This window comes from Sulfurivirga sp., assembly GCF_015490265.1.
In the GTDB taxonomy this organism is placed as follows: domain Bacteria; phylum Pseudomonadota; class Gammaproteobacteria; order Thiomicrospirales; family Thiomicrospiraceae; genus Sulfurivirga.
In genome coordinates, this window is sequence record NZ_WFYD01000140.1 from 17,967 (window position 1) to 31,694 (window position 13,728).

Genomic DNA, 13,728 nt, shown 5'->3' on the forward strand with positions numbered 1-13,728 from the left:
TCATGGCAAGGAAAAAACGGGGACTGGGCGGTCGCGGACTGGACCGCCTGCTGACCGGCAAGGAGAAGGCCGCCAGCCTGCACACCACCGCGCAGCGCATCGAAACCCTGCCGGTGGATCAGCTGCAGCCGGGGCGCTACCAGCCGCGGCGACAGTTCGATCAGCTGGCGCTGGACACGCTGGCGGATTCCATCCGTACGCAGGGGGTGGTGCAGCCCATTGTGGTGCGTCCGGTTGAGACGGGCTACGAAATCATCGCCGGTGAACGCCGCTGGCGCGCGGCGCAGCAGGCCGGACTGAAAGAGGTGCCGGTGATCGTGCGTCAGGCGGACGACCAGCAGACCCTGGCTCTGGCGCTGATCGAAAACCTGCAGCGGGAGGACCTCAACCCCATCGAGCAGGCCCAAGGTCTGGCCCGCCTGATTGACGAGTTCGCGCTGACCCACGAGCAGCTGGCCGAGGCGGTGGGGCTGTCCCGCAGCCAGGTGAGCAACCTGCTGCGCCTGCTCAATCTGCCTGCCGAGGTGCAGGCCTGGGTGCATGACGGCCAGCTGAGCATGGGTCACGCCCGGGCGCTGGTGGCGCTGCCGGAACCGCTGGCGCTGGCACTGGGGCGCAAGGCGGTGGAACAGGGCTGGAGCGTACGCCAGATGGAGCAGGCGGCCAGAAAGGCGCAGGAGACGCCGGAATCGGATCAGCCGGACGAGAAGGATCCGGATCTGGTGGCGCTGGAAAACCGGCTGGCGGAAAAACTGGGCGCCCGGGTGGCCATCCGTACCGGCAAGAGTGGCAAGGGACGGGTGGAGATCCGCTTCACCTCGCCGGACGAGCTGGACCGCCTGCTGCAGCTGCTGGCGATAGAGCTGTAGTGCTTCATGAGTGCGGCGCCACAACATCTTGTGACAGGCCCGTTATTACGCCGTTTCCGCGCCATCTCGTATTGCGGATAAATATGGCTCTCGTTATCATAAACGGAATTTGCATCGAGCCTTTGCATGGACCAGACACCGGAACGGAAAAACCGAGGCGCCAACTTTCTGCTGGTAGGCGCCGGCACCATGTTTACCGCCATGGTCATCTCCGGTTTTCTGGTCGGCTATGTGATTGACGAATTGGCGGGCACCCGCCCCTTCGGCATGCTGGCCTGCGGCATCCTCGGCATGATCGGCGGCATGATGAAGGTGCACGAGCTTACCCGCCGCGCCGATGGGGCACTGGGTGGCTCGCAGCAGAAGAACGAACAACAGGACGGCCCGCAGTCATGAATGCGGTGGGCAAGGCGCTGACGCTGCAACTGGGCGCCGGGCTGCTGGCCGTCGTCGGCTTTGGTGTGATGGGGCAGGGCCTTCCCGCTCTCTATGGCTGGGGGCTGGGTGTGGCCAATGCCCTCCTGCTGCGGCAGGGCTTCCGTCTGGCGGACCGCCGCGCAGCGGACAACCCCAAGGCCGGCATGACCGTCTTGTATATGAGTGCGGCGATCAGATTCATTCTGCTTGCCGTGTTTTTTGGTTTGGGGCTGGCGTGGCTGGATCTGGACCCGATGCCCATGGTGCTGACCTTCGTGGTCATGCAGCTGGCGAGCGTGTTCAACCTGTCCGGCAAGCGCCGTTTGACTGACTAGGGAGAGTGGACCTTGAGTACCGAAAACAAGATGAGTACCGTCGAGTACATCCAGCACCACCTGACCAACCTGCATGTGGGTGAAGGGTTCTGGACGTTCAACCTCGATACCATCTTCTTCAGCATTCTGCTGGGCGTCTTCATTCTGTGGGTGGCCAAAAAGGCCATGGCCACGGCCACGGACGGCGCCCCGAGCGGACTGCAGAACTTCTTCGAAATGCTGGTGGAATTCGTCCAGACCAATATCAAGGATGCCTTCCCCAACGCGCCCGCCTTCATCGGTCCCATGGCACTGACCATCTTCGTCTGGGTCTGGCTGATGAACTTCATGGACCTGATTCCGGTTGACCTGCTGCCCTGGCTGGCCAGCCTGTCGGGCATTCATTACCTCCGTGTGGTGCCGACGACCGACCTGAACACCACGCTGGCACTGGCCTTCACCGTCTTTGGCCTGATTCTTTATTTCAACATCAAGAGCAAGGGTATGGGTGGCTTCATCAAGATGTTCCTGACCCATCCCTTCGGACCGTATCTGGCGCCGATCAACGTCATCATGACGCTGATCGAAGAGATCGCCAAACCGATTTCCCTCGCGTTGCGACTGTTCGGCAACATGTTTGCCGGGGAACTGGTGTTCATGCTGATCGCGCTGATCGGCGGGACGCTGGCAGTGGGTGCCGCTGCCTTGTTCTGGGCACCGCTGCAGGCCGTGCTTGACCTCGGGTGGCTGCTGTTCCACCTGCTGGTCATCACGCTGCAGGCCTTCATCTTCATGGTGCTGACCATCGTCTATCTGGGGATGGCGTACTCTGAGGAGCACTGAGGGCCCTTTGTCTCGGGCGTGCTATGGCACGCCACGCCGGAAACGGCACTGGGATGAAAAGCGGGTTCGCCCGCAACAGGCTGGCGGCGCCTGCCGGCGCCAAAGGCATGTTCAGGCTTTTTGACTTTAACTTTGAAACTTAGGAGTGAAAACCATGGAAGTAACTGCTGCAATGATCGCTGACATCTACTCTGCGACTGCTATCGGCGTAGGCGTGATCCTGGCTGCGGCCGGTCTGGGTTCCGCCATCGGCTGGGGTCTGATCTGTTCCAAGACGCTGGAAGGCATCGCCCGTCAGCCTGAAATGCGTCCTCAGCTGATGACCAACATGTTCATCTTCGCCGGTCTGATGGAATCCTTCCCCTTCATCATTCTGGCTTTCGCAATGTGGTTCCTATTCGCCAACCCCTTCGTGGGCGCGATGAAAGCTGCACTGGGTGCCTGATCAAGGGAGATCTCAAGCCCCATTTGAACCACTATTGACGAGGTAACCACAGTGAACATTAACGCGACCCTTCTCATCCAAATCGTAGCGTTCATCCTGATGATTTGGTTTGTGAACAAGGTGCTGTGGGGTCCGCTGACCAGGCTGATGGCTGATCGGCAGAAACGCATTGCCGACGGGCTGTCCGCTGCTGAAAAGGGCAAGCACGAGCTGGAACTGGCCGAACAGCGCGCCAAGGAAAAGCTCAAGGACGCCAAGGAACAGGCGCAGACCATCCTTGCCCAGGCTGAAAAACGCGCCAACGAGATCGTGGAAGACGCGAAGATCAAGGCGCAGGAAGAAGCCGAGCGGGTCAAAGCGGCCGCACAGGCTGAAATCGATCAGGAAATTGCGCAGGCGCGCGAGCAGCTCCGCAAGGAAGTTGCCCAACTGGTGGTCTCCGGAGCAGAGAAGATCCTGCAGAAGGAAGTGGACGCCAAAGCGCACGAACAGCTGCTCAAGACCCTGGCACAATCCATCTAAGGGATCAACGCTATGGCAGACACATTGACCATTGCTCGACCCTACGCGGAAGCGGCCTTTGAGCACGCCAAGGCGAACGACGCCCTGGCGCAGTGGTCTGATCTGCTGGCGGCACTGGCGGCCATCGTGGAAGACGAGGCTGCCCTGAAGGTGATCAAGAACCCGGAAATCAGCAAGGCGGACAAGGTCAAGCTGTTCGCCGAGGTGCTGGGTGACGATCTGAGCGAGGACGCACGCAACCTGCTGCAGGTGATGGCGGACAATGACCGCCTGACCGTGCTGCCGGATGTGGTGCGCGTCTACGAATCGCTGCGTGCCGCCGCTGAAAACCGCATCGCCGCTGAGGCGCGTACGGCCATGGAGCCGACGGCCGAGCAGAAAGAAACACTTGAAGCTGCACTCAAGCGCAAGTTCAACGCCGATATCGAAGTCAACTACACCGTCGATCCCGACCTGATCGCGGGCATGGCGGTTCGCATCGGCGACTGGGTGGTGGACGGTAGCGCCCGCACCCAGCTGGACAAGCTGCGCGCAGCGATTGCCCAATAACTGGAGAGGAACTATGAAACTGAATCCCTCTGAAATCAGCGACCTGATCAAGAGCCGCATCGAAGGCTTTGAAGTCGCTGCAGAGAAAGGCAGCGAAGGCACTGTTATCAGCATTGCTGATGGCATCGCCCGTATCTATGGCCTGTCCGATGCCATGTACGGCGAAATGATCCAGTTCGACGAGAAGACCTACGGCATGGTGCTCAACCTGGAGCGCGATTCCGTGGGCGTGGTCGTTCTGGGAGAGTACGAACACATCTCCGAAGGCGACACCGTGCGCTGCACCGGTCGCATTCTGGAAGTGCCGGTCGGCCCCGAGCTGCTGGGCCGCGTGGTGGACGCTCTGGGCCGTCCCATCGACGGCAAGGGTCCGATTGATGCCAAGGAGACATCCCCTGTAGAGCGGATCGCACCGGGCGTTATCGACCGTCAGTCCGTCGATCAACCGCTGATGACCGGTATCAAGGCGATCGACTCCATGATTCCGATCGGCCGGGGTCAGCGTGAGCTGATCATCGGTGACCGTCAGACCGGTAAGACAGCCATCGCCATCGACACCATCCTGCGTCAAAAGGGCACCGGCGTTAAGTGTATCTATGTGGCCATCGGTCAGAAGGCTTCCACTGTGCGTAACATCGTCACCAAGCTGGAAGAGCACGGTGCGATGGAATACACCACCGTGGTGGCCGCCAACGCATCCGATCCGGCTGCGCAGCAGTATCTGGCCGCCTACTCTGGCTGCGCCATGGGCGAATACTTCCGTGACCGTGGCGAAGACGCGCTGATCGTCTATGACGACCTGACCAAGCAGGCGTGGGCCTATCGTCAGATTTCCCTGCTGCTGCGTCGTCCGCCGGGCCGTGAAGCCTATCCGGGTGACATCTTCTACCTGCACTCCCGTCTGCTGGAGCGCGCCGCACGCGTCAACGCCGATTATGTTGAGCGCTTCACCAACGGTGAGGTCAAGGGTAAGACCGGCTCTCTGACTGCACTGCCGATCATCGAAACCCAGGCGGGCGACATCTCCGCGTTCGTTCCGACCAACGTCATCTCCATCACCGACGGTCAGATCTTCCTGGAGACCTCCCTGTTCGCACAGGGCATCCGTCCGGCCATCAACGCCGGCCTGTCCGTCTCCCGTGTGGGTGGTGCGGCACAGACCAAGGTCATCAAGAAGCTGGGTGGCGGTGTGCGTCTGGACCTGGCCCAGTATCGCGAGCTGGCGGCCTTCGCCCAGTTTGCCTCCGATCTGGATGCGGCCACCCGTGCCCAGCTGGAGCGCGGCAAGCGCGTCACCGAACTGATGAAGCAGCCGCAGTATGCGCCGCTGTCCATCGGTGAGATGGCCGCGTCCCTGTATGCCGCCAATGAAGGCTTCCTGGATGATGTGCCTGTTGAGAAGGTGGGCGAGTTCGAGAAGGCGCTGCACGCCTTCCTGAACAGCAACTACGCCGACCTGATGGCTAAACTCAACGAGACCGGTGACTGGAACGACGAGATCGAAGCGGAACTGCGCAAGGCGATCGAGGAATTCAAGGCCAACGGTGTCTACTAAGAGGGTTTAGCCATGGCAGGTGCAAGCAAGGAAATCCGGGGTAAGATCAATTCGATCAAGAATACCCAGAAGATCACCAAAGCCATGGAGATGGTGGCGGCGGCCAAGATGCGTCGTGCACAGACGCGCATGGAGGCCACCCGCCCCTATGTGGACAAGCTCAAGCGCGTGCTGGGCCATGTGGCCAGTGCGCACCCTGAGTATAAGCACCCCTATACCCAGGCGAGCGAGGAGAAGAAGATCGGCCTGCTGGTCATCTCTTCCGATCGCGGCTTGTGTGGTGGTCTGAACAACAACCTCTTCCGTAGATGCATCCGGCAGATCAAGGCCTGGCAGGAAGGTGGCGCCGAAGTGAAACTGGCGCTGATCGGCCGCAAGGCGGAGACCTTCTTCAAGCACGTTGGCGGCGATGTGGTCGCCTCCGCAGTGGATCTGGGCGACGCGCCTCATCTCGAGGACCTGCTCGGATCCATTCGCGTGATGCTGGACATGCTCGACAAGGGTGAGCTGGACGCCCTCTACATTGCGTCCAACGAATTCGTCAACACCATGACGCAGAAGCCGAAAATCGAGCAGCTGGTTCCGGCACAGCCCGCCGAGGCCACCGAGAAGAAGCCGGTCTACTGGGACTACATCTACGAGCCCGATGCCAAGACCGCACTGGATACGCTGATGAAGCGCTATATCGAAGGTCTGGTCTACGGCGCGGTCGTGGAAAATGCGGCCTGCGAGCAGTCCGCCCGCATGATCGCCATGAAGAATGCGACCGACAACGCCGGCAAGATCATCAAGGAGCTGCAGCTGGCCTATAACAAGGCCCGTCAGGCTGCCATCACTCAGGAGATCTCCGAGATCGTATCCGGTGCTGCGGCGATTGAAGGCTGAGGTTAGGAACTAACAAAGGTATACAGTCATGAGTGGAAAAATCGTACAAATCATCGGGCCGGTCATCGACGTGGAGTTCCACGACGACAAGCTGCCCAACATCTATGACGCTCTGGTGGTCGATGACGCCAATCTGACGCTGGAAGTGCAGCAGCAGATCGGTGACAAGACCGTGCGCGCCATTGCGCTGGGTCCGTCCGACGGTCTCAAGCGCGGCATGTCCGTCACCAACACCGGTGAGCCGATTTCCGTGCCCGTGGGCAAGGCCACGCTGGGCCGCATCTTCGACGTACTGGGCAACCCCATCGACCACGCCGGTCCGGTGGAAGCCGAGGAGAAGTGGGTCATTCACCGCAAGGCGCCCGCGTTTGACGAGCTGGCTCCGGCGACCGAGCTGCTGGAAACCGGCGTCAAGGTCATCGACCTGGTATGCCCCTTCGCCAAGGGTGGTAAGGTCGGCCTGTTCGGCGGTGCCGGTGTGGGCAAGACCGTAAACATGATGGAGCTGATCCGCAACATCGCCATCGAGCACAGCGGCTACTCCGTCTTCACCGGTGTGGGCGAGCGTACCCGTGAGGGTAACGACTTCTACTACGAGATGAAGGAGTCCAACGTTCTGGATAAGGTAGCGCTGGTTTACGGTCAGATGAACGAGCCGCCGGGCAACCGTCTGCGTGTCGCCCTGACTGGTCTGACCATGGCGGAGTACTTCCGTGATGAAGGCCGGGACGTGCTGCTGTTCATCGACAACATCTACCGCTACACCCTGGCCGGTACCGAGGTATCTGCCCTGCTGGGCCGCATGCCTTCCGCGGTGGGTTATCAGCCCAACCTGGCCGAAGAGATGGGTATGGTGCAGGAGCGCATCACCTCCACCAAGAAGGGTTCCATCACTTCCGTTCAGGCGGTATACGTTCCGGCGGACGACCTGACCGACCCGTCTCCGGCTACTACCTTCGCCCACCTGGACGCGACAGTGGTTCTGAACCGTGCCATCGCAGAGATGGGTATCTATCCGGCCATCGACCCGCTGGATTCCACCTCCCGTCAGCTGGATCCGCAGGTGGTCGGTCAGGAGCACTATGAGATCGCCCGTGAGGTGCAGCGCACGCTGCAGCGCTACAAGGAACTGCGCGACATCATCGCCATTCTGGGCATGGACGAGCTGTCCGAGGAAGACCGTCTGACCGTGGCCCGTGCCCGTAAGATTCAGCGCTTCCTGTCCCAGCCCTATCACGTGGCCGAAGTATTCACCGGTCAGCCCGGTGTATACGTGCCGCTGAAAGAGACGCTGCGCGGCTTCAAGATGATCCTCTCCGGCGAGTTGGACGATCTGCCCGAGCAGGCGTTCCTGTACGTCGGTGGCATTGACGAGGCGATCGAGAAAGGGCAGAAGCTCAAAGAAAAGGGGTAATCAGTCATGGCAGCAACGATCCAGGTAGACATCGTTAGCGCGGAACAGCAGCTTTTCTCCGGAAAGGCCAACGAGGTGTTCGCGCTGGCTGCCGAGGGTGAGGTGGGCATCCTGCCTCACCACACTCAGTTCCTGTCCACCCTCAAGCCGGGGCTGGTGCGCATCGTAAGCGGTGACGAAGAGGAGCATTTCTTCGTCGCCGGCGGTGTGCTGGAGGTTCAGCCGGAAGTGGTCACCATTCTGGCGGACTCCGCCCTGCGCGCAGAGGATCTGGACGAAGCCCGGGCGCTGGAAGCCAAGCAGCGTGCCGAGGAAGCCATGCAGAAGGCGCAGTCGGAGGTCGACTTCGCCAAGGCGGAATCGGAGCTGGCCGAGGCCGTGGCACAGCTGGAAGCGATCACCAAGCTGCGCGAGCGTCTGAGCAAGCAGGGACTGACGCACTGATTCCCCAAGGGATCGACAGCCGTGAGAAAAGCGCCTTCGGGCGCTTTTTTCGTATGAAGCCTCCATACTTTTTTCATCATTTGCTGATATGAAGCTGCTAATCTGAAACCGTCTCCGAATGGAGGCATCATGCTGTATTTGTTTGAGGCGCCTCAGGGCGCCTCTTTTTTATGGCGCTAAAATATGCTGGTTGTCACTTCGGAGGATGTCCCATGCTCAAGGCGATCGTGCTGGCGGCCGGCAAGGGCACGCGCATGAAATCCCGTCTGCCCAAGGTGCTGCAGCCGCTTGCGGGTCGGCCCATGCTCAGCTATGTGCTGGAGACGGCAGAGACCGTACCAGTGGATGAGACGCTGGTGGTGGTTGGTCATGGGGCTGAACAGGTGCGGCAGGCCATCAAGGCGGCGGTGACATGGATCGAACAGCCCGAACAGCATGGCACCGGCCACGCCGTGGCCCAGACGCTGGGGCATCTTGCCGATGAGGATGTGGCGCTGGTCCTTTACGGTGATGTGCCTCTGGTGCGGGCCGAGACACTGCGGGACCTGGTGCGGCTGGTGGATGATGCGCATCCGCTGGCACTGCTGACGGTCACGCTGGAGGACCCGACCGGCTATGGACGCATCGTGCGTGACAGGCATCATCAGGTGGTGCGCATTGTGGAGCAGAAGGATGCCACCGCTGAAGAGCTGGCCATACATGAAGTCAACACGGGCATGATGGCCGTGCGCGGCGCGCAGTTGAAGCGGTGGATTGAGCGGCTGGACAGCAATAATGCCCAGGGCGAGTACTACCTGACCGATATTGTTGGTTTCTGCGTGGCGGACGGGTTCGAGATTCACACGGCCACCACGGATGATCCGCTGGAGACGCTGGGCGTGAATGACAAATTGCAGCTGGCAGCACTGGAACGGGCTTTTCAGCGGCGGCAGGTGGAACGGCTGATGCGTGAAGGCGTGACGGTGATTGATCCGGCCCGTGTGGACATTCGCGGTGTGGTGACCGTGGGGCAGGATGTGACGCTGGATGTGGGGGTGATTCTGGAAGGCTCCGTGCATCTGGGAGACGGCGTCACGGTGGGCGCCCACAGTGTGCTCAGGAATGTGGTGGTGGAGGCAGGCAGTGAGATTCGTCCCTTCACTCACGCAGAAGGGGTGCGCATCGGCGAGCACTGTCAGGTGGGTCCCTATGCGCGACTGCGCCCCGGCACGGAACTGGCCGAGCAGGTGCGTGTTGGCAACTTCGTCGAGATCAAGAATGCGCAGGTGGCTGCGGGCAGCAAGATCAATCATCTGGCCTATGTGGGCGATGCCTCCGTCGGTCGGGAGGTGAACATCGGCGCCGGGGTGATCACTTGCAATTATGACGGTGCCAACAAGCATCGCACCGTCATTGGAGACAATGCCTTCATCGGTTCGGACACACAGCTGGTGGCACCGGTGGAAGTGGGGGCCGGGGCCACCATTGGTGCCGGCTCTACCATTACGAAGGATGCCCCCGCCGGTGAGCTGACCCTGTCGCGGGCAAAGCAGGTGACCGTCAAGGGCTGGCAGCGGCCCCGCAAGGAGAAGTGATGGAAAGCACGCTCACCGCCGAGCAGTTTGACTGCCTCCAGCAGGTGCTTCAACGGGAAGGCTGGCAGCTGACCGCCACCGACGGGGGACAGAATAATTTCGTCGGCTGGGAGGCGCATCTGCGTTTTGAAAGGGAGGGGGCCGTGCTGACGCTGATTCAGGGTGAACGGGCGGGGCAGGCCTATTATGACTATGAAGCCAATCCCAAGGCGTTGATGCAGCTGCAGCCGCTGGTTGCACAATGTCCGCCATGAAAGAAAAGCTGTCCGCCTGGATCCGCCTGATGCGGCTTGACCGGCCCGTGGGCATCTGGCTGGTGCTGTGGCCGGCGCTGTGGGCACTGTGGCTGGGCGCTGGCGGGATGCCGGACGCCTGGACGCTTTTCGTGTTCGTGGCCGGCGCGGTGCTGATGCGCTCCGCCGGCTGCGTCATCAATGACTATGCCGACCGTGATTTTGATCCGCATGTGAAGCGCACCTGCACGCGTCCGCTGGCCTGTGGAGAAGTGAGCCCGAAAGAGGCGCTGCTGTTGTTCGGGGTGCTGTGCCTGCTGGCCTTTGCACTGGTGCTGACGCTCAACCGGGCCACGGTGCTGTGGTCGCTTGGGGCCGTGGTGCTGGCCGCCCTCTATCCTTTCACCAAGCGCTGGACCTACTGGCCGCAGGCTTTTCTGGGGGCGGCTTTTGCCTGGGCGGTGCCCATGGGATTCGCCGCCACTGCCGGCAGTGTGCCACCTGCGGCCTGGGTGCTGTATGCGGCCGTGCTCATCTGGGCGCTCATCTATGACAGCTACTACGCCATGGTGGATCGGGAGGATGATGTGCGCATCGGCGTAAAATCCCCAGCGGTGCTGTTGGGGGAGCGGGTGCTCTGGCTGACGGGCACGTTGCAGGGGGTGATGCTGGTGCTGCTGGTCTGGGCAGGCGCGCTGTTCAATCTGGACTGGCCCTATTATGTGGCGCTGGTGCTGGTGGCGGCACAGTTTGTCTGGCAGCAGCGTCTGGCCATGCGGGGTGAGCCGTTTCGTGCCTTTCTCATCAGCCACTGGGCCGGGTTCACCGTGTGGTTGGGCATTGTGGCCGCACAGGCCTGACTATTGCAGTCGGCGGTCTGAAGGGGCGGCCAGCGTCTCCCAGTTCAGGGGCTGTTCCCAGTCTGTCACCTGAAGGGTGCGGCGCAGCAGTTTGAGCAGCATGTGGTTGATGGTGGGCTGGTAGGGCAGCAGAATGCCCTGTCCTCTCGCCGGCTTGATGGCCAGCTGGGCCTGTGGCCGTTCGGCTGTGGAAGGGAGATAGCTCAGCTCCACGGCGAGAATGGGGGTCTCCCCCAGTGGGTATTCCAGCGGTGTGTCATGGCCCGGTGTGGCCTGTTCCAGTGGGGGCTGTGACGAGGGTTCCAGTTGAGCGTCCTCTTCCGGCGGCAGGGCCGGCGTGTCGGCAAAGCGCTCGCCGGTGTCTGGGCGGATGCCCATGAGCATGGGAATCAGCAGGCGCACGAAGCGGCGCGTCAGCCAGGCGCGGTAGAGCTGGTTGCCGGCGCGCAGCTTCAGCAGCAGGCGGTCTTCATTGGGGACGAAATCCAGCTGGATCTGTTCCAGTTGCGCGTTTTCACTCATCGAACAGCATGATCTCCGTCAGTATGAGCGGGGCGCCACGCCATTCCAGCCGGTGCCAGCGGCCCCAGTGGTCATGCCACAACGGGGTCTCCCCCATTTTTGCAGGGTGCCACGCCAGCCCGGCGTGAAAGTTGCCCCGTTTCAGCCCCTCAAGGGTGAAAATGAGCGCCCCGAGGGGCTTTTCGCCCAGATTTTGCACGATATGCCACGGGTTGGTGTCGTCCATGCGGGGCACGAAAGTGCGCGCCCACAGCAGAGGGCGGTCTGGCCGGTGAAACAGCACCACTTCACGGATCCAGCCGCTGTCGGCATTCACGGCGGCGGCTTCGTGGGGCAGGGCGACGCCTTCACCTTGGCTGAGCACCTGCACCTGAACGGGCTGGCCGAAGGTGCGTCCGAGCCGCTCTGTAAGGCTGCCCTCTTCTGCAAGCCAGCTCCGTATGGAAGCCGGCGGTGGGGTGGCGGTGTCCCACTTCATGCCAGTGCGTAGTCCTCTTTCTGGCCCAGCCAGCGCTGCCGCAGGGCGGTGGCCTGTTCCGGATAATCCTGCAATATTGTATGCGCCCACTGACGGGCAATTGGCAGCAGGGGTTCGTCCCTCGGCAGCTGAGCCAGCCGAAATTGCAGCCCGCCGGTCTGACGGGTGCCGAGCACTTCGCCCGGCCCGCGGATTTTGAGATCTTCTTCGGCGATGGCGAAGCCGTCGGTGGTTTCACGCATCACCTGCAGGCGTCGTCGGGCACTCTCAGACAGAGGGGGTTGATAGAGCAGCACGCAGTGGCTCTGCTTGGCACCCCGACCCACCCGTCCACGCAGCTGGTGCAGCTGGGCCAGTCCCAGCCGTTCGGCATTCTCGATGATCATCAGGCTGGCGTTGGGGACATTGACGCCTACCTCGATGACGGTGGTGGCCACCAGCACGTCCAGATCGCCGGCCTTGAAGCGTTGCATGATCGCATCCTTTTCGGCCGGCTTCATGCGTCCGTGCACCAGCCCCACGCGCAGGTCGGCAAAGCGCTCCCGGAACAGGGCGGCAGTGGCTTCGGCGGCCTGGGCGTCCAGCGCTTCACTTTCTTCAATCAGCGGGCAGACCCAGTAGGCCTGTACCCCTTCACGGCAGCGCTGCGCAAGGTGTGCCATCACTTCATTCCGTTTGGCCATGCTCATCACGGCGGTTTTGACCGGCTTGCGCCCGGGTGGCAGCTGGTCGATGATCGACACGTCAAGATCACCATAGGCGGCCATGGCCAGCGTGCGGGGAATGGGGGTGGCGGTCATGATCAGTTGGTGCGGGTGAAGGCCGGCTTCCAGCCCCTTGCGGTGCAGTGCCAGCCGCTGGTGCACGCCGAAGCGATGCTGTTCGTCGATGATGGCCAGTCCCAGCTTGTGGAAACTCACTTCTTGCTGAAAAAGGGCGTGAGTTCCGATGACCACCTGCGCTTCGCCGGAAGTGATGCGCTCCAGCTGTTCCCGGCGTTCTGCCGCCTTGAGCCGGCCATTGAGCCATGCAACGGATACATCGAGTGGTGCTAGCCACTCCATGAAGTGGTTGCGGTGCTGCTCGGCGAGGATTTCCGTAGGCGCCATCACCGCTGCCTGAAACCCGGCATCCGCCGCCTGCAGCGCGGCCAGTGCGGCGATGATGGTCTTGCCGGATCCCACATCCCCCTGCACCAGTCGCTGCATGGGGTGGTTCCGTTGCAGGTCGGCCTGAACCTCGGCCAGCACCCGCTGCTGCGCCTCGGTCAGGGTGAAGGGCAGTGAAGCCAGCAACGCATTGACCAGTTGGCTGGGAGGAAGTGGCGGTGCCTTGAGAGCGCGTTTCTGGGCACGCAGCTGGGCCAGACCCAGCTGATGGGCGATCAGCTCTTCGATGATCAGCCGCTGCTGCGCCGGATGGCGCTGTTCCATCAGCGCATCCAGGTCGTCATCCGGCTGAGGGCGGTGCACGGTTCTGAGCGCATCGTTGAGCGCTGGCAGCTGGATGTCCGCCAGCAGGGCGGGAGGCAACAGTTCAGGTAGTGGATACTGCTGCAGGAGAGACAATGCCTGATCGGTCAGCTTGCGCCAGGTTGTCTGGCCGACACCTTCCGTGGAGGGGTAGACCGGCGTGAGGGTCTCATCCAGTGGTGGGCGCCGGCCCCCGTCGAACAGCCGGTACTGCGGATGCACCATTTCCAGACCCGAAGGTCCGGGGCGCACCTCACCATAGGCGCGCACGCTTTTTCCTCTTGTGAACTGCTGCGCCTGTCGATGGCTGAAATGAAAGAAGCGCAATGTCA

At 61.8% G+C, this 13,728-nt stretch carries 17 protein-coding genes; 14 read left to right on the plus strand and 3 right to left on the minus strand.

Annotation, left to right across the window (positions count from 1 at the left end):
• The first annotated feature begins 2 nt into the window (after nt 1–2).
• The 14 genes from F8K16_RS09160 (at nt 3) to ubiA (ending at nt 10,924) form a co-directional block, all read left to right on the plus strand.
• Nucleotides 3–869 carry a ParB/RepB/Spo0J family partition protein gene (locus tag F8K16_RS09160; protein WP_294949869.1) on the plus strand — a complete coding sequence of 289 codons (867 nt, stop codon included), beginning with the start codon at nt 3–5 and terminating at the stop codon, nt 867–869.
• Between the two features lie 126 nt (nt 870–995).
• Nucleotides 996–1,265: an AtpZ/AtpI family protein gene (locus F8K16_RS09165; protein WP_294949872.1), complete on the plus strand. Its 270-nt coding sequence runs from the start codon at nt 996–998 to the stop codon at nt 1,263–1,265.
• Nucleotides 1,262–1,621 carry an ATP synthase subunit I gene (locus F8K16_RS09170; protein WP_294949875.1) on the plus strand — a complete coding sequence of 120 codons (360 nt, stop codon included), beginning with the start codon at nt 1,262–1,264 and terminating at the stop codon, nt 1,619–1,621. The genes F8K16_RS09165 and F8K16_RS09170 overlap by 4 nt, the downstream gene beginning before the upstream one ends.
• A gap of 12 nt (nt 1,622–1,633) precedes the next feature.
• The gene (gene atpB / locus F8K16_RS09175) at nt 1,634–2,443 is read left to right on the plus strand and encodes a F0F1 ATP synthase subunit A (RefSeq protein ID WP_294949879.1); all 810 of its coding nucleotides are present in this window, start codon (nt 1,634–1,636) and stop codon (nt 2,441–2,443) included.
• A 154-nt stretch (nt 2,444–2,597) separates the two neighbouring features.
• Nucleotides 2,598–2,888 carry a F0F1 ATP synthase subunit C gene (atpE, locus tag F8K16_RS09180; RefSeq protein ID WP_074201882.1) on the plus strand — a complete coding sequence of 97 codons (291 nt, stop codon included), beginning with the start codon at nt 2,598–2,600 and terminating at the stop codon, nt 2,886–2,888.
• Nucleotides 2,889–2,939: 51 nt separating this feature from the next.
• The gene (locus F8K16_RS09185) at nt 2,940–3,410 is read left to right on the plus strand and encodes a F0F1 ATP synthase subunit B (protein WP_294949884.1); all 471 of its coding nucleotides are present in this window, start codon (nt 2,940–2,942) and stop codon (nt 3,408–3,410) included.
• A 12-nt stretch (nt 3,411–3,422) separates the two neighbouring features.
• Complete coding sequence (locus F8K16_RS09190; RefSeq protein WP_294949887.1) at nt 3,423–3,959, plus strand: F0F1 ATP synthase subunit delta; 537 nt, start codon at nt 3,423–3,425, stop codon at nt 3,957–3,959.
• A 13-nt stretch (nt 3,960–3,972) separates the two neighbouring features.
• Nucleotides 3,973–5,514, plus strand: a complete 1,542-nt coding sequence (gene atpA, locus F8K16_RS09195) for a F0F1 ATP synthase subunit alpha (RefSeq protein ID WP_294949890.1) — start codon at nt 3,973–3,975, stop codon at nt 5,512–5,514.
• Nucleotides 5,515–5,526: 12 nt separating this feature from the next.
• Entirely contained in the window at nt 5,527–6,399 is an 873-nt protein-coding gene (gene atpG / locus F8K16_RS09200; RefSeq protein ID WP_294949894.1) for a F0F1 ATP synthase subunit gamma, read from the plus strand.
• 28 nt (nt 6,400–6,427) lie between these two features.
• On the plus strand, nt 6,428–7,813 hold the full coding sequence (gene atpD / locus F8K16_RS09205) for a F0F1 ATP synthase subunit beta (protein WP_294949897.1): 1,386 nt from the start codon (nt 6,428–6,430) through the stop codon (nt 7,811–7,813).
• Nucleotides 7,814–7,819: 6 nt separating this feature from the next.
• Nucleotides 7,820–8,257, plus strand: a complete 438-nt coding sequence (locus tag F8K16_RS09210; RefSeq protein ID WP_294949901.1) for a F0F1 ATP synthase subunit epsilon — start codon at nt 7,820–7,822, stop codon at nt 8,255–8,257.
• Nucleotides 8,258–8,469: 212 nt separating this feature from the next.
• Nucleotides 8,470–9,831: a bifunctional UDP-N-acetylglucosamine diphosphorylase/glucosamine-1-phosphate N-acetyltransferase GlmU gene (glmU, locus tag F8K16_RS09215; RefSeq protein ID WP_294949904.1), complete on the plus strand. Its 1,362-nt coding sequence runs from the start codon at nt 8,470–8,472 to the stop codon at nt 9,829–9,831.
• Complete coding sequence (locus F8K16_RS09220; RefSeq protein ID WP_294949908.1) at nt 9,831–10,085, plus strand: hypothetical protein; 255 nt, start codon at nt 9,831–9,833, stop codon at nt 10,083–10,085. Before glmU ends, F8K16_RS09220 begins: the two co-directional genes overlap by 1 nt.
• The gene (ubiA, locus tag F8K16_RS09225) at nt 10,082–10,924 is read left to right on the plus strand and encodes a 4-hydroxybenzoate octaprenyltransferase (protein ID WP_294949911.1); all 843 of its coding nucleotides are present in this window, start codon (nt 10,082–10,084) and stop codon (nt 10,922–10,924) included. The genes F8K16_RS09220 and ubiA overlap by 4 nt, the downstream gene beginning before the upstream one ends.
• Here the strand turns inward: ubiA and F8K16_RS09230 are convergent, their stop codons facing one another.
• The 3 genes from F8K16_RS09230 to recG form a co-directional block, all read right to left on the minus strand.
• On the minus strand, nt 10,925–11,446 hold the full coding sequence (locus tag F8K16_RS09230) for a hypothetical protein (RefSeq protein ID WP_294949916.1): 522 nt from the start codon (nt 11,444–11,446) through the stop codon (nt 10,925–10,927). It lies immediately after the preceding gene.
• The gene (locus F8K16_RS09235) at nt 11,439–11,924 is read right to left on the minus strand and encodes a chorismate lyase (protein ID WP_294949920.1); all 486 of its coding nucleotides are present in this window, start codon (nt 11,922–11,924) and stop codon (nt 11,439–11,441) included. Before F8K16_RS09235 ends, F8K16_RS09230 begins: the two co-directional genes overlap by 8 nt.
• Nucleotides 11,921–13,728, minus strand: a 1,808-nt coding sequence (gene recG, locus F8K16_RS09240; protein WP_294949923.1) for an ATP-dependent DNA helicase RecG, incomplete at its 5' end; no start/stop codon positions are given. The genes F8K16_RS09235 and recG, both read right to left, overlap by 4 nt.